Origin of the sequence: Paenibacillus sp. FSL W8-0919, assembly GCF_038003785.1 — a bacterium.
GTDB classification, from domain to species: domain Bacteria; phylum Bacillota; class Bacilli; order Paenibacillales; family Paenibacillaceae; genus Paenibacillus_AQ; species Paenibacillus_AQ lactis.
The window spans coordinates 968,699-987,390 of sequence record NZ_JBBOPV010000001.1; the positions used below are offsets into that span (position 1 = coordinate 968,699).

17 protein-coding genes and 1 tRNA gene are annotated in these 18,692 nt (G+C 53.2%); 5 read left to right on the top strand and 13 right to left on the bottom strand.

All coding sequences use genetic code 11. The features are described 5' to 3' along the window. Nucleotides 1-32: 32 nt before the first annotated feature. The 5 genes from gpmI to NST44_RS04070 all read right to left on the bottom strand — a co-directional run bounded on the left by gpmI (nucleotide 33) and on the right by NST44_RS04070 (nucleotide 5,957). Nucleotides 33-1,577: a 2,3-bisphosphoglycerate-independent phosphoglycerate mutase gene (gene gpmI, locus NST44_RS04050; RefSeq protein ID WP_028406078.1), complete on the bottom strand. Its 1,545-nt coding sequence runs from the start codon at nucleotides 1,575-1,577 to the stop codon at nucleotides 33-35. Nucleotide 1,578: 1 nt separating this feature from the next. After that, nucleotides 1,579-2,331, bottom strand: coding sequence for a triose-phosphate isomerase (gene tpiA / locus NST44_RS04055; RefSeq protein ID WP_028406079.1), 753 nt, complete (start codon nucleotides 2,329-2,331; stop codon nucleotides 1,579-1,581). An 83-nt stretch (nucleotides 2,332-2,414) separates the two neighbouring features. Continuing rightward, nucleotides 2,415-3,596, bottom strand: coding sequence for a phosphoglycerate kinase (locus NST44_RS04060; RefSeq protein ID WP_007133016.1), 1,182 nt, complete (start codon nucleotides 3,594-3,596; stop codon nucleotides 2,415-2,417). A 194-nt stretch (nucleotides 3,597-3,790) separates the two neighbouring features. Beyond that, nucleotides 3,791-4,795: a type I glyceraldehyde-3-phosphate dehydrogenase gene (gap, locus tag NST44_RS04065; protein ID WP_007133015.1), complete on the bottom strand. Its 1,005-nt coding sequence runs from the start codon at nucleotides 4,793-4,795 to the stop codon at nucleotides 3,791-3,793. 118 nt (nucleotides 4,796-4,913) lie between these two features. Continuing rightward, a complete protein-coding gene (locus tag NST44_RS04070; protein WP_213613385.1) occupies nucleotides 4,914-5,957 on the bottom strand; it encodes a sugar-binding transcriptional regulator in 1,044 nt (347 codons plus the stop codon). A 263-nt stretch (nucleotides 5,958-6,220) separates the two neighbouring features. Between NST44_RS04070 and NST44_RS04075 the strand changes: the two genes are divergently transcribed. The 3 genes from NST44_RS04075 (at nucleotide 6,221) to NST44_RS04085 (ending at nucleotide 7,644) form a co-directional block, all read left to right on the top strand. Continuing rightward, nucleotides 6,221-6,295, top strand: a tRNA-Arg gene (locus NST44_RS04075). A gap of 164 nt (nucleotides 6,296-6,459) precedes the next feature. Next, a complete protein-coding gene (gene clpP / locus NST44_RS04080) occupies nucleotides 6,460-7,056 on the top strand; it encodes an ATP-dependent Clp endopeptidase proteolytic subunit ClpP (RefSeq protein ID WP_007133013.1) in 597 nt (198 codons plus the stop codon). Between the two features lie 141 nt (nucleotides 7,057-7,197). After that, nucleotides 7,198-7,644, top strand: coding sequence for a hypothetical protein (locus NST44_RS04085; protein WP_028406080.1), 447 nt, complete (start codon nucleotides 7,198-7,200; stop codon nucleotides 7,642-7,644). Nucleotides 7,645-7,939: 295 nt separating this feature from the next. Here the strand turns inward: NST44_RS04085 and NST44_RS04090 are convergent, their stop codons facing one another. The 6 genes from NST44_RS04090 to NST44_RS04115 all read right to left on the bottom strand — a co-directional run bounded on the left by NST44_RS04090 (nucleotide 7,940) and on the right by NST44_RS04115 (nucleotide 14,360). Next, a complete protein-coding gene (locus tag NST44_RS04090) occupies nucleotides 7,940-9,010 on the bottom strand; it encodes a PdaC/SigV domain-containing protein (protein ID WP_210094348.1) in 1,071 nt (356 codons plus the stop codon). A gap of 378 nt (nucleotides 9,011-9,388) precedes the next feature. Next, nucleotides 9,389-10,441, bottom strand: coding sequence for an ABC transporter substrate-binding protein (locus tag NST44_RS04095; protein WP_007133010.1), 1,053 nt, complete (start codon nucleotides 10,439-10,441; stop codon nucleotides 9,389-9,391). A 73-nt stretch (nucleotides 10,442-10,514) separates the two neighbouring features. Beyond that, on the bottom strand, nucleotides 10,515-11,321 hold the full coding sequence (locus tag NST44_RS04100) for an ABC transporter permease (RefSeq protein ID WP_280516272.1): 807 nt from the start codon (nucleotides 11,319-11,321) through the stop codon (nucleotides 10,515-10,517). Next, on the bottom strand, nucleotides 11,322-12,170 hold the full coding sequence (locus NST44_RS04105; RefSeq protein ID WP_213613387.1) for an ABC transporter permease: 849 nt from the start codon (nucleotides 12,168-12,170) through the stop codon (nucleotides 11,322-11,324). Continuing rightward, on the bottom strand, nucleotides 12,167-13,138 hold the full coding sequence (locus NST44_RS04110; RefSeq protein WP_144870191.1) for an ATP-binding cassette domain-containing protein: 972 nt from the start codon (nucleotides 13,136-13,138) through the stop codon (nucleotides 12,167-12,169). Before NST44_RS04110 ends, NST44_RS04105 begins: the two co-directional genes overlap by 4 nt. Before the next feature lie 460 nt (nucleotides 13,139-13,598). Then, the gene (locus tag NST44_RS04115; protein WP_028406084.1) at nucleotides 13,599-14,360 is read right to left on the bottom strand and encodes an SIMPL domain-containing protein; all 762 of its coding nucleotides are present in this window, start codon (nucleotides 14,358-14,360) and stop codon (nucleotides 13,599-13,601) included. A 276-nt stretch (nucleotides 14,361-14,636) separates the two neighbouring features. Between NST44_RS04115 and NST44_RS04120 the strand changes: the two genes are divergently transcribed. Then, nucleotides 14,637-16,085, top strand: coding sequence for an amino acid ABC transporter substrate-binding protein/permease (locus NST44_RS04120; protein WP_340897913.1), 1,449 nt, complete (start codon nucleotides 14,637-14,639; stop codon nucleotides 16,083-16,085). Further along, on the top strand, nucleotides 16,078-16,806 hold the full coding sequence (locus NST44_RS04125) for an amino acid ABC transporter ATP-binding protein (protein ID WP_007133004.1): 729 nt from the start codon (nucleotides 16,078-16,080) through the stop codon (nucleotides 16,804-16,806). Before NST44_RS04120 ends, NST44_RS04125 begins: the two co-directional genes overlap by 8 nt. A gap of 131 nt (nucleotides 16,807-16,937) precedes the next feature. Here NST44_RS04125 and NST44_RS04130 read toward each other — a convergent pair whose 3' ends face one another. Then, on the bottom strand, nucleotides 16,938-18,008 hold the full coding sequence (locus tag NST44_RS04130; RefSeq protein WP_213613391.1) for a sensor histidine kinase: 1,071 nt from the start codon (nucleotides 18,006-18,008) through the stop codon (nucleotides 16,938-16,940). Continuing rightward, a complete protein-coding gene (locus NST44_RS04135) occupies nucleotides 18,008-18,685 on the bottom strand; it encodes a response regulator transcription factor (protein ID WP_210095693.1) in 678 nt (225 codons plus the stop codon). Before NST44_RS04135 ends, NST44_RS04130 begins: the two co-directional genes overlap by 1 nt. Nucleotides 18,686-18,692 lie beyond the last annotated feature (7 nt).

Sequence of the window (18,692 nt, forward strand, 5' to 3'; positions counted from 1 at the left end):
GGTATCGTTTATGGTAAAGATTTTGTCCGTCTTTATTTACGCGCCGCAATCATGGAAGTTCCGGTCATTTCAGCCGGCTTCGGCAGATCCATCAGGTCGAGGATCGTCGGAGCAATATCGGCCAGAATGCCGCCTTCGCGCAGCGTCACGTTCTCATCGGTAACGATGAACGGTACCGGGTTGGTGGTATGAGCCGTGAATGGGCGTCCATTCTCGTCGAATACCATGTCCGCATTGCCGTGGTCAGCCGTAATGATGGCGACCCCGCCTTTAGCCAGAACGGCCTCAACCACTTTGCCGACGCACTCATCCGTCACTTCAACCGCCTTCTTGGTTGGCTCGAGCATGCCCGAGTGGCCAACCATGTCCGGGTTCGCGAAGTTCAGGATAATCGCATCATGCTTCTCGGCTTCGATTTCCTTCACGCACGCATCTGCGACCTCGTAAGCGCTCATTTCCGGCTTGAGGTCATAGGTTGCTACCTTCGGCGAGTTGATGAGGATGCGCGTTTCGCCTGGAAGCTCCACATCGCGTCCGCCGCTGAAGAAGAACGTCACATGCGGATATTTCTCGGTTTCCGCAATGCGCAGCTGCTTCTTGTTATGCTGCACCAGCACTTCGCCAAGCGTGTTGTCCAGATCCTTCGGCTTGTAGGCAACGAAGCCCTCCACCGTCTCGCTGAACAGGGTCAAGCACACGAAATGCAGGTTCTGCGGGAATCCCGGACCGCGGTCGAATCCGCGGAAATCCTTATTCGTGAACACCTGGGACAATTGAATCGCGCGGTCAGGGCGGAAGTTCAGGAAGACGACCGAATCGCCGCTTTCCACAAGGCTTATCGGCTGGCCTTGGTCATCAACGATAACCGTAGGCTCGACGAATTCGTCATATACGGATTTCTCATACGATTCGGTAATCGCTTTGAGCGGATCGGTGTACTTTGGTCCTTCTCCGTATACCATGGCGCGGTAAGCCTTCTCCACGCGATCCCAACGCTTGTCGCGGTCCATCGCGTAATAGCGTCCGGACAATGTTGCAATCTGTCCAACGCCCACTTCCTGGATCTTGGCAATGAGATCCTTCACGAACTGCTTGCCGCTGTCAGGCGCTACATCCCGTCCGTCCATGAAGCCATGGATGTAAACGTCCTGCATGCCTTCCTTTTTGGCAAGGTCCAGCATCGCAAACATATGCTCGATGTGGCTATGTACCCCGCCATCCGACACAAGCCCGTACAGATGAAGCTTCTTGCCGCTGTTTTTTGCCGCGCGAACCGCCTCGACCAGCGTATCGTTCTCGAAGAACTCGCCTTCACGAATCGACTTCGAGATCCGGGTCAGGTCCTGATACACGATCCGGCCTGCGCCGATGTTCAGGTGGCCTACCTCAGAGTTCCCCATCTGGCCTTCCGGCAAACCGACCGCTTCGCCGCAAGCGGTAAGCGTTGTGTTCGGATACTGCTTCAAGTACCGGTCATAATTCGGCTTGTTCGCTTGAGCGACTGCATTGCCTACTTCGGTGTTGCGAAGCCCGAAACCGTCCATGATGATCAGGGCTACTGGTCTTGGAGCTGTCATCTTACTTCGCCCCCTCAACGAGTGCGATGTAGGAAGCCGGCTGAAGACTTGCACCGCCGACGAGCGCGCCGTCGATGTCGCTTTGTCCCATATACTCCGCTACATTTTCAGGCTTCACGCTGCCGCCGTACTGAATCCGTACTTGAGCTGCAACACTTTCACCGTACAAGCCCTTCACCAGCTCGCGGATATAGGCGATCACTTCGTTAGCATCCTCAGCCGTGGAAGATTTGCCTGTCCCGATAGCCCAGATTGGCTCGTAAGCAATGACAACATGAACCGCTTGGTCTGCAGGGAGACCTGCAAATGCGGCTTCGGTCTGCACCTTGCACACATCTTTCGTCTGGCCGGCTTCACGCTCTTCCAGCTTCTCGCCTACGCATACGATCGGCAGCAAGCCGTGACGGAATGCCGCATGAACCTTCTTGTTCACGATCTCATCGGTTTCTGCAAAGTATTGGCGGCGCTCGGAATGTCCGATAATGACATAATCAACGCCCAGGTCCTTCAGCATCAGACCGCTGATTTCACCTGTAAATGCGCCGTTATCTTCAAAATGGAGGTTTTGCGCGCCGATCTTGATGTTCGTTCCTTTGGCTGCTTCCACCAAAGCCGGAAGATTCGTAAACGGTGCGCAGATCACGCTTTCCACGCCTTCTACTTCCGCTTTGCCTTTAATCTCTTCGAAAAAAGCCTTTGCTTCCGGAACCGTCTTAAACATTTTCCAGTTGCCAGCTATGATAGGTGTTCTCACACAGTTCACTCCTTTATTCCCCCCGGTGAGCCGGGGTTCAAGCTTCTTCCACATTAGCTATCCAAAATCATTGATCTATATCTTTATTTATCGTTCAGTGCCACAACACCAGGAAGTGCTTTGCCTTCCATGAACTCAAGAGACGCACCGCCGCCGGTGGAAATATGGTCCATCTTGTCAGCGAGTCCGAATTTCTCAGCAGCTGCTGCGGAATCCCCGCCGCCGATCACCGTGTAGGCTTCCGTTTCTGCACATGCCTGTGCCACTGCACGGGTACCATGGCTGAATGGTTCGATTTCGAATACGCCCATAGGTCCGTTCCATACAACCAGCTTGGAGTTTTTAATGACTTCAGCATATTTGGCACGAGTCTTCGGTCCGATGTCAATGCCTTCCCAATCAGCCGGAATACCATCGATATTGACAATCTTGGTGTTGGCATTTGCGCTGAATTCGTCGGTAACGACGATATCTTCAGGCAGGTAGAAATTCTTGCCGAGCTGCTTCGCTTTCTCGATGAATCCGAGCGCGGCATCCAGCTTCTCTTTATCAAGCAGAGATTGGCCGATTTCATGCCCTTGCGCCTTGAGGAAGGTATACGTCAATCCACCGCCGATGATCACGTTGTCGGCAATGTTCAGCAGGTTGTCGATGACATCGATTTTGTCCTTAACCTTCGAGCCGCCGATAATCGCCGTGAACGGACGATCCGGATTCGAGAGGGCTTTGCCGAGAACGGACAGCTCCTTCTCCATCAAGAGGCCGGATACGGCTGGAAGATGATGAGCAATACCTTCAGTAGATGCATGCGCACGGTGTGCTGCGCCAAACGCGTCGTTCACGAACAGATCGGCAAGCTCTGCGAACTGCTTCGCCAGCTCCGGATCATTCTTCTCTTCACCTGGATAAAAACGAACATTTTCAAGCACCAGCACGTCGCCGTTTTGCAGCTTTTCGACCTGCGCTTTTACCGCTTCCCCTACAGCTTCGTCCGCTTTTGCTACCGGCTTGCCCAGCAGCTCGGACAGACGCTCGCTCGCAGGATTCAGACGCAGCGATTCGACAACCTCGCCTTTCGGACGGCCCAAATGGCTCGCCAGGATGACCTTGGCGCCCCGCTCCACCAAATATTGAATCGTCGGCAAAGTTTCGCGAATCCGAGTGTCGTCTGTAATTTTACCATCTTCGAGCGGTACATTGAAATCGACGCGGACAAACACCCGTTTGCCGCTTACTTCTACGTCACGTACACTTTTCTTGTTCATCTCCACGTTCCTCCTAACAAAATGTTCTCCCTCGCCGGGCAGCATGCCGCTGCTCTCGTTTCTCTCTCTAATCGCCCGCCAGAGCCGGCTTCTCTCGCTACTTCCCAGTACTCTGGCATGAAAACAGGTTAAAACCATGAACCAAAGAGGAGGCCCGTAAACGGAACTCCTCTTCGATTGGTTGGCTGGATCAATTACAGACCTTTGCTTGCGATGTAAGCAGCGAGGTCAACGACACGGTTGGAATAGCCCCACTCGTTGTCATACCAGGAAACAACTTTAACCATGTTGTCGCCAACAACCATTGTGGAGAGCGCGTCGATCGTGGAAGAAGCAGGATCGCCATTGTAGTCGCTCGATACGAGCGGCTCGTCGGAGTAGTTCAGGATGCCTTTCAATGGACCCTCAGCAGCTGCTTTCAGCGCTGCGTTAACTTCTTCTTGCGTAACGTTCTTGGACAGCTCAACAACGAGGTCCGTTACGGAAACGTTCTTCGTAGGTACGCGCATTGCCATACCGTTCAGCTTGCCTTTCAATTGCGGCAGAACCAGGCTAACCGCTTTAGCAGCACCTGTTGTGGAAGGAATGATGTTCTCAGCAGCTGCACGAGCACGACGCAGGTCTTTGTGCGGAAGGTCAAGCACTTGCTGGTCGTTCGTGTAGGAGTGAACGGTAGTCATCATACCTTTCACGATGCCGAACTTCTCGTCGAGAACTTTAGCGAATGGAGCCAAGCAGTTGGTTGTGCAAGAAGCGTTGGAAATGATGGTGTGGTTAGCAGCATCGTATTTCTCTTCGTTAACGCCCATAACGATAGTGATATCCTCGTCCGTAGCTGGAGCGGAGATAATAACTTTCTTAGCGCCGCCTTTGAGGTGAGCGGAAGCTTTCTCTTTCGCTGTAAAGATACCCGTGGACTCAACAACGATTTCTACGCCGTACTCAGCCCAAGGCAATGCTTCAGGGTTGCGCTCAGCAAATACTTTGATCTCACGGCCGTTTACAACCAGTGCGCCTTCTTTAGCTTCAACGGTTGCATTCAGTCTTCCGTGAGTCGTGTCATATTTCAAAAGGTGAGCCAGCGTGCTTACGTCCGTCAAATCGTTGATTGCAACGATTTCTACTTCGCTGTTGTTCAGCGCAGCACGGAACACGTTGCGTCCAATACGTCCAAAACCGTTAATACCTACTTTAACCATGAGTAGTTCCCTCCATATTTGTAAAATTAATATATTCAAGACCGGCCGTTAAGCCGATCAAGACAACGGGATAAAGAATAACGAGGCCTTGCACCTGTATGCTTGCTGGACCGTAAGGTTACGATGCCGCTGCATCGATCTCCTTCTCTACCTCCAGCGCAGCCGCCTCATCCGTAACGAGGATATCCTCGTGCCCGAATTTCAGCACGGCATGAATCGCTTTGCCTTTGCTTCGGCCGCCGGCAATGCCAATGATCGTCTCCGTCTGCATGATGTCCTCCAGCCGGAGCCCGAGAGTCAGCATCTTGTGGACAACCGCGCCTTCCTCGCTGAAGTAGTATCCGAAGGATTCGGCAATCGCCCCATCCTGCTGGAGGCTGCGGATCGAGTCCTCGTCCAGCTTGCGTCTTCTGGCCATTTCCATCGCGTCGCCGATCCCGTGGATAATGATCCGGGAACGTCGGATGACATCCACAATCTCCTGGATGTGCTGATCCTGCACTAGGGATTGATAGGCATCCTCGCTAAGGAGATCAGGCACGTGCAGCAGACGATATTCGGCACCCACGCGCTTCGCCATCTTGGAAGCAATCGTGTTAGCCTGAATTTCCATGCTCTCTCCGAGACCGCCGCGTGCGGGCACAAACCATGTGCCTTTCAGAGGCCCTGCCGCAAGCGGTGACATCTGCTCCGCGACTTCGGCGAGCGTGGATCCACCCGTGACGGCGATCGTATCGCCGTTCTCGACGAAGCTTAGCAGTGTTCTTGCTCCGGCACGTCCGAGCTCGCGCTTCACTTCCGGAGAGGATTCACTGTCACCGGGAATGACGACAACCTTGCGGAGTCCGTAGGCCTTCTTGATCTTCTCCTCAAGCTCGACCAGCCCGAACAAATCCTTCATGAGCGGCTCCAGTTCTTCGAGCAGACACAGTCCTGCATGGCTGATCCGCATACCGAGCGTCTCAATCTCGATCAGTCCCTGCGCTTTCAGAAGATCGGTTTCAGCCCGCAGAACCCGTTCCGTCATCGATAAGGATGACGCCAGCGTTCGTCGGCCGACCAGCCCGGACAGCTTGATCTGATGGAGGATCGTGTACCTTCGTTTAAAGGTGTACATCAAATCGGGCAGAAGCTGCTCTTGTATTTCTAATAGGTTACGCATGCATTCCACTCCTGCAAACTTTCGTCTCGGCTCTTCTATCGGTTGGACGTAAAATGTCCCGGGATAACCTTTTAAGTCCCACCCCTATTCTAACCAATAATGATGCAGGTTGCAAGTGTCCGAACGTATATTTCTCTGCAACCATCATTCTTATACATTATGGCCAAATCGAAACCTCTCTATATATCAAAACAATGTTTTATCCGCTCTTGTGTTTTTCTATTAGATAGGGTATAATCATCTTCGTTGCTGATTTTTTATATGCGCCCGTGGTCCAATGGATATGACGTAGGCCTCCGGAGCCTGAGATCGAGGTTCGATTCCTCGCGGGCGCGCCATCTTTAAATTTTCTCATATATGAATTACCCGAAAGTGCCCATGACGGCTCTTTTTTTTACCCAATAGTTTGACTATCTTTGACTTTTTGATTAAAATTGTTTATCATGTGGGTAATACGGTAACAGTATTTATTAGTGATGCACTTAATGAGGAGGTTTTTCACGTGAGTTTTATACCTATGGTCGTTGAACAAAGCAACCGCGGCGAGCGGGCATACGACATCTATTCCAGATTGCTGAAAGACCGCATAATCTTCCTCGGCTCCGACGTCAATGACGTGGTCGCCAATTCCATCATTGCCCAAATGCTGTTCTTGTCGGCAGAGGATCCGGAGAAGGATATTCACCTTTACATCAATAGCCCTGGCGGTTCGATCACCGCGGGCATGGCAATATTCGATACGATGCAATTCATCAAGCCGGACGTCTCGACCATCTGTGTCGGTATGGCCGCCTCCATGGGTGCATTCCTGCTGAATGCAGGCGCTAAGGGCAAGCGCTACGCGCTGCCGAACAGCGAAATCATGATTCACCAGCCGCTTGGCGGCGCACAAGGTCAAGCAACGGATATCGAAATCCGGGCACGCCGCATTCTGAAGATGCGCGACAAGCTGAACCGTATTCTTGCCGAGCGCACCGGCCAACCGCTGGAGCGGATCGAGAAGGATACCGACCGCGACTACTTCATGACGGCTGAAGAAGCCAAAGAATACGGTCTCGTCGACCAAGTGTTGGAGAAGACGCCTTCGCAAGGACTATAAGAAGCAATACATGCAAAAGGCATGCACACGTAAAGGTGCATGCCTTTTTTATGTCAGCATAGAACATAGTGACCAACCCAGCCCTCCATGGTTATTTCTGGTATCATTGTATTGTTGATTCCTACATACAGGGAGGTCCTTATGATCGGCTCAAAAATATCCTTTGTTTTCATGCTCGTGCTCGTCCATCTTCCGTTTCTGATCTTGAACCTGGAGCGTGCCGTTTCCGGCGCCGATCCGCATGCAATTCATGGAGTTGCCTCCATTGTTCTTGTCCTTCTGCTTCTGTTCTCCGGTTTTGTGATGGGGTATACCAATCAGATTTACTACCCCCGCTGGTTCTCGGCTTATTGGCTCGTCGGCGTGTTCTTCATGGTCGTCGGCTACTTGCTGAAGCTCTACGTCGTTCTCATTCCATTCGTCCTTCTCTACGCCGTCCCCCTTTACGGGCTCGTCCACTACACCGGTCACTCGGAGGAGACGGTTTATCCGCTTGTCCATGCGGCCGTTGGTTGGGGAGCCGGTATAATTGGTTACGGAATTGGACATTCCCGCTTCAGACGGAGGGATCCTCAACAAGCAACATGAGATTCCATCGGATCCCTTCAGGATGGATTCGTAATTGGTTCATGAGCTTGTGAATGCCCATATCCGTCTGATTAGCTATACCCAACTGTGATGCAGACCCCTCCGCCATGCCCTACGCATACAAAAATCCCTTGGCCGCTAGGCCTGAAGTTAACCTCAGGCTGCGATCCAAGGGATTTCTTTTTGTATTCCGGCACATTGTTGCATCTTTACATCACAGTGTATCAAACGATCACGTGCCCCGCGTCCACTAGGCTTCAGTTATCCCATGGTTCAGAACCTGCGGTTCCCATCCTTATTTCCATTCCTTCAGCTTCAATTCAAATTCAGGGAAGCCGTAGGCATAAGCCGTGTATTCATACAGCTGGAAGTACAGGACCACGGCGTTATCCTTCAGATAGAATTCCGCATCTTCCGGAACTCCTTCGAATCCGCCAAGGTAGCCCCCGCCCTTCTTCAACTCGCTCAAGACGCGGTTGTCGAGCTTCTTCTTCTTGCCCTTCAGGTCGATGAAATCGCCAAGCTTCAGCAGCTTTCCATCCTTCAGGGAGAACGTGAAGCTGTTCTTGAAGGTCATGCCGTGCGCGCCGCCGAGATAGGAATAATCATGCGCCGTAACACTCAGCAAGCCGTCCTTGTTGTAGTGGACCACAAAATTGCCTTCGAAGGCATAAGGGAAGCTGTCTTCACCCGGAGGAAGCTCCTTGATGCTTTCCTCTGCGCGGGCGATCACGCTTTCCGCATGCTTTTTCAATACGCTGTTGATTTGAGTTTGGGCCTCGCCATTGCTTAAGCCGCTGACAACCGGATAACTCACAGCAGCTTCCACGCCCTGGATCGTCTTCTTCAACGTTTCCGATTTGATCGTTAGATCGCTCTGCTTCTTCGTCAAGCTGAGCGTCTTCGAGGACGGACTCCATTGTCCCTGGATCCCTAAGTATTCGCTGACCGTCTTGAACGGCAGATAGAGCCGTCCGTTGAGGATTTGACCCCCAGGCTCTCCGGCATAGAGGCCGTTGACCAACAAGCCGATTTCCTTCGAATCATACACAACGGCACTTAGTTGATGATAGCCGGCGTTCAGGGTATACGTACGGTTTTTCGAATCATATTTCAGGGGCATTCCCGCCGCATCCCGGAGTACGGTTGCAGGGATATAAGTAACTCCGTGCAGAAGGACTCCCTTCTGGGATAGGGTCTTGCCGTTCCATTTCAATGTCACTTCATTCTTCTTCGCTACGTTGTGGCTGGCGGAAACAGAGGGCTTCGAGGGGCTTGCATCGATGACCTGTCCGTTCAAGCCAAGACTTCCGAGCAGGACGCCAGTTGCAATAATTGTTGCGCATACGCGAAATTTGGAATTCATATTAGTTCCACCTTTTCCAATTTAAGTTGCCATAGTTGTTTATTACCCTCATTCATTATAAAAAATCCGGACCACCGTTTGGTAACAAGTGAATGACAATTTTGATTCCATGCTATAGGAACTACATGAGGAATATAGTCTTATAGTCTTATTTCCCCATATTTGACCAAAACTTATGAACGGGCTGCTTCCTTCACCTGATCGATCTGCGAACCGTATCTCTTTATAGTGTCTTACCACTTCAGCTGGTTCTATAACATTCAAAATCTTTGGCATATCTCATAGACCGCTGCTCCTCCGTCATGATCCCCATTCCAATAAAAAAAGCCCTGCCCCTATGGGCAAGGCTTATAAAAAAGGTGCTAAAGCACCAATTCTCTATCGTCCGCTCTTCAGCTCGGTCCACAAGCGATCATAAATCTGGAGAGCCTCTCCGACGTTATCGAGCCATTCCGTGCGGCCCAGCTCCTCGTCGGTCAAGTTGATCATGGTGTTGCTGCGATAGTCCTCGCTGTGGAATTCCATCGCTTTCGTATTCGGATTGCTGTATCCGATATATTCGTAGTTCTTCGCGCTGACTTCAGGCTCCAGCATGAAATTGATAAATTTCTCCGCCAGCTCCTTGTTCTTCGCGCCCTTCGGAATTGCATAGTTATCCGAGAAGATCGTTGCGCCCTCCTCCGGCACCACATACGCCACATCCGGATTTTCTTCCGCGATGAATGCAGCGTCACCGGACCATACCGTTGCAATCCAGCCTTCCTCTTGAATCATCTTCTGCTTGATGTTATCCGTGTCGAAGGCAAGGACGTTCGGCAGCAGCGTCTTAAGGTCCAGGGCCGCAGCGTTAATCTCGGCTTCATCCGTCGTGCTGTTGGATTTCCCTTGCTTCTTCAGCGCCATGCCGATCATTTCACGGTTGTCGTCCAGAAGCAGCACTTTGCCCTTGTATTCCGGATTCCACAAATCTTCCCAGCTGTTGATCTCATCCTTCACGTACTTCTTGTTGTAAGCAATCCCCGTCACACCGGACGTGTAGACGATGGAGTACTTGTTCCCCGGGTCAAAAGAAGGGTTCTTAAACGTCTCCGAAATATTGACGAAGTTCGGGATATTGTTCATGTCGAGCGGCTCCAGCAGGTCTCCTTCAATCATGGTCTTGACCATGTAATCGGACGGCTGAATCAGGTCGTAGCCGCTGCCGCCGGCCTTAATCTTCGCCAGCAGATCTTCATTGTTCGCGTAGTTGTCATACGTGACCTTTACGTTAAACTTCTTCTCGAAATCCTCCAGTACCTCAGGATCGAAGTTGTCAGCCCAGCTGTAAATGTGAAGTGTCTCCTTGCTTGATCCGCACGCAGCCAGAAGGCTTGCGGACAATACGGCGACCAGCCCTGCAGCAAGCAGGCGGGTCCATCTTGATCTTTTCAATTCCCTATCTCCTCTCTTTCGTATCCATGATGGATATATCGGATCCTTCCCAAAAAGAAATGGAACATTTGCTTTAGATCGGCAGCGTTTTGTGTTTCTTATCCCCGCTGCCGCGGTTAAGAATATATTGAGCCAGCAGGATGAGCGTGATGCTCACCAGAATCAGTATCGTACATAACGCATTAATCTCAGGCGAAATTCCGCGCTTCACCTGGGCATAGATGTAGATTGGCAGCGTAGTCGAGCTTGGTCCGGCGACGAAGAAGCTGACCATGAAATCGTCAAGCGACAGCGTAAACGCGATCAAGGCCCCGGAGATAATACCCGGTGCGATCTGCGGCAGCGTCACATGCCGGAAGGCCTGCCAAGGCGTAGCGCCCAGATCCTGGGCCGCCTCGTCCAATTGCTTGCCCATTCCCGACAACCGGGCGCTCACCACTACATAGACATAGGATATGCTGAAGGTGATGTGGGCGATCATCACCGTCATCTTGCCGAGCGGAATATTTAATTGACTGAACAGCACGAGCAGCGACAGGCCCATGATAATATCCGGAATGATAACCGGTAAGTACAGGAGACCGTTCATGCCGCTGCGGCCTCTGCGTCTCAAATTTCGGAGCCCGAGGGCCGCCGCCGTTCCCAGCATTGTCGAGATGATCGTGGACACCACCGCCACGGTCAGACTGTTCATCAAGGCTTCCATCACGTTTCGGTTGTCGAAGAGCGAGATATACCAGTCGAAGGTGAAGCCTTCCCAGTTCCCGCTCAACCGCGTATCGTTGAAGGAATAAATGATGATAATCAGGATCGGCACATAGATAAACGCCATCATCAGGAAGGCGTGAATCGAAAGCAAAGGCTGGCGCTTCTTCTTCACTTATCTCCCCTCCCCTACACGTTGATGGCGGGCCTGCATCGCCCGGTTAAACAGCAGAATGAGCACCAGGGACGTAGCCACGAAAATGACCGACAACGCGGCGCCGAACGGCCAGTTGCGGGCTCCAAGGAACTGCGACTGGATGATGTTGCTGATCATGGAGGACTTGGCTCCGCCCAGGATGTCCGTGACGACGAACATCCCCGAGGTCGATACATAGACCAGCACCGATCCGGTCATGATGCCGGATTTGCTCTGCGGTAGCGTAATATGCCGAAATGCCTTCCATTTGGACGCGCCGAGATCGCTGGCTGCATCCAGGAGGCGCTTGTCCATCTGCTCCAGCGCTACATAGATCGGCAGCACCATGAACGGAATGAAGTTATACACCATGCCGAGCAGCACGGCGCCGTAGGTGTACAGCATCTGAATCGGCTCATCGATCCAGCCGAGCCACATCAGCAGGCTGTTGACAACGCCCTGTGTCCGAAGCAGAAGCACCCAGGCGTAGGTTCGAATCAAGAAATTAATCCAGAACGGAATCGTAATGAGAATCAGACCCCAAGTCTGGATTCGCGGGGATGCGCCCGCAATATAATAGGCAAGCGGATAACTGACCAGCAGACAGATGATGGTTGTTAGCAGCGACAGCACCAAGGTATCCCAATAGATCCCAAGATATAACGGATCGAAAAAGGTCTTGTAGCCTTCCATGCTGAGCTCGAACAGCAAATTGCCTTGGGCATCCCGCGACAGGAATGAAATGCCGATCACAATCAGCATCGGGATGATCAGGAACAGGGACATCCACAGCAGCACCGGGGTCAGCAGGAATTTCGATTTCCTCATGGCCCGATCATCACCTCATCCTTGTCGTTCCAATTCACCCCGACCCTCTCGCCGATCTTCCAAGGATGCTCCTCCGTAATATCGAGCGCGATCGTCACCTTCATCGGCTCGTCGTCCAGCTGGACAAGCAGCTTATGCACGCTGCCAAGGAACTGGACGTCTTCGATGACGCCTGTCTTCCTGCCGGCCACGCCGCGCTGCGGAACCAGCTTCTCGGGACGGACAGAGAACAGGCCCTCCGGCGAAGAGAAAACATTGTTCTCCCCAATGAATGTGGCAGCGAAGAGCGTTTGCGGCTTCGCATACACGTCGCGCGGCGTCCCGATCTGCTCGACCTTCCCTTGGTTCATGATGACGATCCGATCCGAGAGCATCATCGCTTCTTCCTGGTCATGCGTTACATAGACGAAGGTAATGCCGAGCGTCCGCTGCAGATGCTTCAGCTCCGACTGCAGGCTTTTGCGCAGCTGCAGATCCAGCGCGCCGAGCGGCTCATCGAGCAGCAGCACTTTAGGCTTGTTCGCAATCGCGCGGGCGATCGCCACGCGCTGCTGCTGTCCGCCGGAGAGCTGGTGCGGGAACCGTTCCCGCAGAGCGGTGAGCTGCGTCATCGCAGCCGCCTCCTCCACGCGTTCCTTGATGAGCTGGCGCGGCAATTTTTTCATTTTCAACCCGAAGGCGATATTATCCTCCACCGTCATATGCGGGAACAGGGCGTAATGCTGGAATACGAGATTGAGATCCCGCTTATTCGCAGGCACCTCTGTCACGTTCTGACCCGCCAGCCATACCTGGCCCCCTGTCGGCTGTTCAAATCCTGCTATCATCCGGAGAATCGTCGTTTTGCCGCAGCCGCTGGGGCCCAGCAAAGTCAGGAATTCCCCTTCTTTAATAGAGAGCGACAGCGGATGCACGACCGCTTGTCCTTGGAAATGCTTCTCGATCTGGACAAGTTCAATCACATGCACCAACTCCTTGTTCAAAATGCGGCCTATCGGCACAGGGCCTCTTGATTTGACCGAACCTACAATTCCATTTCCATTAAGAAGAAACGGTAATTCCGCCCGTGTTCCAGCCTGTGCCTGAAGGGGGATCCGTTTCTTGAGGGACGATGCTTTAAAGTCTCTTTAAGAAAAAAAAGCCATATCCATGGGTATGGCTTTACCGTTTGCTTCATATTTCGTTCGATGTTCACGCCGCGTACTGGCGGCTTTACGTTTTTCGCATATTCACTATACCTTGTTTTCCCTTTGTACACAACACTTTTCTTAGTAATTCGACAGGGGAAGCCCCGGATATTTCGCCGGATTCTGGATCCCGTGGTGGATCGAACCGTCCAAGGCTTAGGGTTGCCAAATACAAAAAACCGCCCCCCGCATTGCTAAGCGGTGAACGGTCTCTTCTCTTGCCGGTTCCTCATAAAGGAGATTATTTCAGCTCATACTGCACGTACAGCTGGGTCGTGATTTTGATCTCGCCCGGCTTCACGGATGTCGCAGCGCCGCCGTCGGCCATCGAAGCCGTTTCCATCGACATCTTGTCATACATGCCGTACACAACGTTGTTGTTCACGGAGCCTTCGGTTACGTTAACGACAACCCCAAGCTGACGTTTGGAAGCCTTGGCGATCGCCTGGGCCTTGAGATCGGCATTCGCCATTGCCTTATCGATCACTTGAGCCTCGAATGTATCCGGATTCTCCACGGAGAAGCGGGCATTGCCGATCGAATTGGCCCCGGCTTCAGCCGCTGCATCCAGCACTTCGCCCACCTTGTTCAGATCGCGCAGCGTTACTTCAAGGGAATGATAAGCCGAGTAGTTTTGCACCTTGCGGCCTTCTTTTTCCGTATAAGAGTAATTTGGCTGCACATAGAACTGTTCGGTTTTAATATCTTTGTCGTCGATCTTCCAGGTCTCTTTCAGCACCTTGATAACCTTATCCATTTTTTGCGCGTTGGCCTTCTGCGCCGATTTAGCCGTCTCCGCATACGACTCTGCCCCAATGGACAAATATACGATATCCGGCTTCACGGATATCTCGCCCTTGCCGAGCACCGTCACGACATTTTGCTGCACCGCCTCGGCCGCATAGGCTTCCGTGGCGCCGCCGAATCCGGCCCAAGCCGTGCCGCCTGTCAGCAGAGCGCCTGCAATCATAATGGAACCTACCTGTTTGACCCATCTTTTCATGTGTGGTCAACCTCCTTTAATATTGGCCCGCTTCTGATGCTTGCCTTACCTCTCTAACGCAAACCGATTGGTAAATGTTGCATCCCGTTTAAGCGGTTTCACAACTTTTTTTCGTTCATCGCCCCCTCTATTTCGCCATCCAGGAAATGCCAGTGGTTGCAGGCCGCTATGACAAATAAAATAGAAATAGAGGACGAAATAGGCAGCAGGATGTTAATGTAAGATGGTAAGTGGGTAACTAACTTAATATGTTGTTTTTAACATGAGGAGGTCATTATGAGATTAATACGGGGTGTAGTACTTGCCTTGGTCCTGCTGCTCGCTGCAACGACGGGCGTACCGGTGTTGGCGCAAAGCCAGGCGGATCAGCCGGGATCGGGCAAAACCTATCTGATCGGTACGGACGTCACGTTCGCTCCGTTTGAATTCCAGGATCCGAGCGGCGAATTCGTCGGCATCGACATGGATTTAATGAAAGCGATCGCCAAGGATCAGAACTTCAAATACGAGATCAGGCCGCTCGGCTTCAACGCAGCCGTCCAGGCACTGGAAGCCGGTCAGGTAGACGGCGTGATCGCCGGCATGAGCATCACGGAGGAACGGAAACAGAAATTCGATTTCTCGGATCCCTATTTTGATTCCGGTGTCGTGATGGCGGTCCGTAAAGACCAAGAGGGTATTCAAAGCTACGAGGATTTGCGAGGCAAGAAGGTGGCGGTCAAAACCGGCACGGAGGGCTACAGCTTCGCCGAATCCATCGCTTCGAAATACGGCTTCACGATCGTGCCGTTCGACGATTCGGCCCAGATGTACGATGATGTCAAAACCGGCAATTCCGTGGCCTGCTTTGACGATTATCCGGTGCTGGCTTACGGCGTCAAGCAAAATAACGGGCTGAAGCTCGTTACCGAGAAAGAACCCGGGGCATCCTACGGATTTGCCGTTCAGAAGGGGCAGAACCAGGAGCTTATGGAGAAATTCAACGCCGGGCTGGCTAATCTGAAAGCAAACGGCGAGTATAACCGCATTCTCGAAACATACGTTGGCGAGAACGCGGCCGGACCGGCTAACCAAAGCCGTCTCGGATTGATTGCCGAGTCGATGCCGATACTGCTCGCAGGCCTCGGCAAAACGCTTCTGCTCACATTCGTGTCGCTGTTTTTTGCCTTCTTCATCGGCCTGATCTTCGGCTTCATGAAGGTGGGCCGCAACAAATGGCTTCGGGGCATTGCGACCGTCTTTGTCGACATCTTCCGTGGCATTCCGCTGCTGGTGCTTGCCTTCTTCATCTATTTCGGTATTCCGCAGGCTCTCGGATTCACGATGTCGCCGCTGGTGGCTGCCATTCTGACTTTGAGCCTCAATGCCGGGGCTTACGTGACGGAAATTATCCGCGGCGGCATCCAGTCCATCGATCCCGGCCAGCTGGAGGCAGCACGCTCCCTTGGCTTGCCGTATCGCAAAGCCATGATGAAGATCATCATCCCGCAGGCTGTCAAAATCATGATTCCGACATTAATCAACCAGCTCGTCATTACGCTGAAGGATACGTCCATTCTGTCGGTCATCGGTTTGGTCGAATTGACCCAATCGGGTAAAATCGTCATTGCAAGAACGTTCGCATCGTTTGATATCTGGCTGACCATAGCGATCATGTATCTGATTGTTATCACCATTCTGACGAAGATTGCGAACCGTCTGGAAAGGAGGGTTCGAGTTGGGTAAAATCCGTGTAGAAGGACTGAAGAAGAGCTACGGCTCGAACGAGGTGCTGAAGGGCATCGACATGCAGGTACAGGAAGGCGAGGTCGTCTGCGTGATCGGGCCGTCGGGCTCTGGGAAGAGCACCTTCCTCCGGTGCATTAACCGACTGGAGGATATCACGGCAGGCAGAGTCATCGTGGACGAGCGGGACATCAACGATCCGAAGACCGACATCAACAAGGTACGGGAAAATATCGGCATGGTGTTCCAGCACTTCAACCTGTTCCCTCATTTCAACGTGCTGAAGAATATTATGTTTGCTCCGGTCGAGCTCGGCAAGCAATCGAAGGAGGAAGCGCGGGCCACGGCCCTGCGGCTGCTGGAACGGGTAGGGCTGTCCGATAAGGCGGAGGCCTTTCCTAGCCAGCTCTCGGGCGGGCAAAAGCAGCGGGTCGCGATTGCACGGGCGCTCGCCATGAACCCTGACATCATGCTGTTCGATGAGCCAACGTCGGCGCTTGATCCGGAGATGGTCGGCGAGGTGCTCGGCGTCATGAAGGATCTGGCGCGCGAAGGGATGACGATGATGATCGTCACGCATGAAATGGGCTTTGCCCGCGAGGTATCCGACCGGGTCATCTTTATGGACGGCGGCTATATCGTGGAGGAAGGACCGCCCGCAGAGGTATTCGGCAATCCGAAGAACGAGCGGACGATCAGCTTCCTGGAGAAAGTGCTGTGACGCTGAACGGCTGTAACCCATGTGACAGCCGCAGCGTCTTGGCGTAAGGTTCCCACTTCCCAACGCAACAAACAAAGACAAGGCTCACCGGACATCTCGCGATGGCAGGTGAGCCTTGTTGCGTCCGCCCCTCATTCGGGAGGAGGCGCAAGCGGCACCCTCACGGTAAAGACGGAGCCTTCTCCGGGCCTGGACAGCACGGTCACAGTCCCTTGATGGATGTCGACGATCCGCTTCACGATCGACAGCCCGAGTCCGCTCCCCCCGGCCTCACGATTTCGCGATTTATCCGCCTTGTAGAAGCGTTCGAAGATGCGCAGCTGATCCGCTTCCGACATCCCGATTCCCGTATCGGCAATCGTAGCAACGGCCTCTTCCCGGTCTGCCTTCAGCTCAATCGTAATCACGCCGCCCTCCGGGGTGAATTTGATGCTGTTGTGCAGCAGATTCATCCACACTTGACTCATTAAATCCTCCGACGCCCGGACTTCCACCTGCGCCAGCTCGAGATCCACTTGTATCCGCTTCGCCAGCCATTGCGGCTCACTTGCAAGCACCACGGCGCGAAGCTGCCCATCTAACCGGTAGGGCTGCATATCGAACGCGGTCCGGTCCCCTTCGAGCGAGGACAGCTTCAGCAGATTATCGCTAAGCTGGGACAAGCGTCTGCTCTCTCCCTCAATGATCTCCAGGTAATGATTCCTTCGCTCCTCCGTCAGCCGGGGATTGCGAAGCGCCCTTGCAAAGCCGCGAATGGACGTCAGCGGCGACTGGATTTCATGCGATACGTTCGAGATGAAATCCTGGCGCATCGTCTCCATCCGCCCAAGCCCTTCGGCCATGTCGTTAATGCCGGTCGCAATCATTTTAAATTCACCGGGCAGCTTATGCTCCTCCATCTTGACGTTGAAATCACCTTGAGAGATGCGGCGCATCGCATCAATCATTGCATTCAAAACGGCCATCTGCTTGTGTTTGAACATCAGTCCGATCAGCATAATGCATAAGAAGAATATCACGACGCCAAGAAACAAGTCGATGATCTGCGCGACATAAGCCGATGACGGCGCACCCGTCTTCGTGTACACGACCTTGGTCAGATAAGTCGCGGCCGTCCAGGAGACGGCCAGCACGGCGAAGAGGACAATGATCTGCAGGATCTCCCTCAGGATTCTCCATGCCCATTTGCCGGTTTTGCGCACTAGTCCTCACACCCCTCCAGCCGGTAGCCGAGCCCGCGCACGGTGCGTATGCGAAACCGGTATTTCGCCTCGGGGAACCGCTCCCGCAGCCGGTTCACATGGACGTCGAGCGTCCGTTCATTCCCCTCGAAATCGTAGCCCCAAATATCCTCGATCAGCCGGTCCCGGGGCAGCGTGCTGCCCGGATAACTGGCCAGCTTGAACAGCAGCTCGAATTCCTTCAGCGGCAGCGTGAATGTCTCCTCATCCGTCTTCGCTTCATAGGTGCGGCGGTTCATCTGCAGCTTGCCGGCGGTGACCGTCTGCGAGGCGGCCACCTGATACCGCTTCAGCAGCGCCTTCACCCGAACCACCAGCTCGGCCGGCTCAAAGGGCTTCACCAGATAGTCATCGGTACCGAGCTCGAAGCCCTTCACAATCTGCCTGGTTTCCCCTTTGGCAGTCAGCATCAGCACCGGAACGCCGTCATGCCGGCGAATCTCCCGGCACAGCTCCCAGCCGTCCATATTCGGCATCATTATATCCATCACGACCAGATCAACGGGGCTCTGTTCCATCACGCTCAGCGCCGCCAGTCCATCCGGAGCTTCCAGGACGTCCATGCCGGCCTCCTCCAGAAACACCTTCACCAGCTCCCGAATATTCGGATCATCATCGACGACCAATATGTTTGCCATATCCATC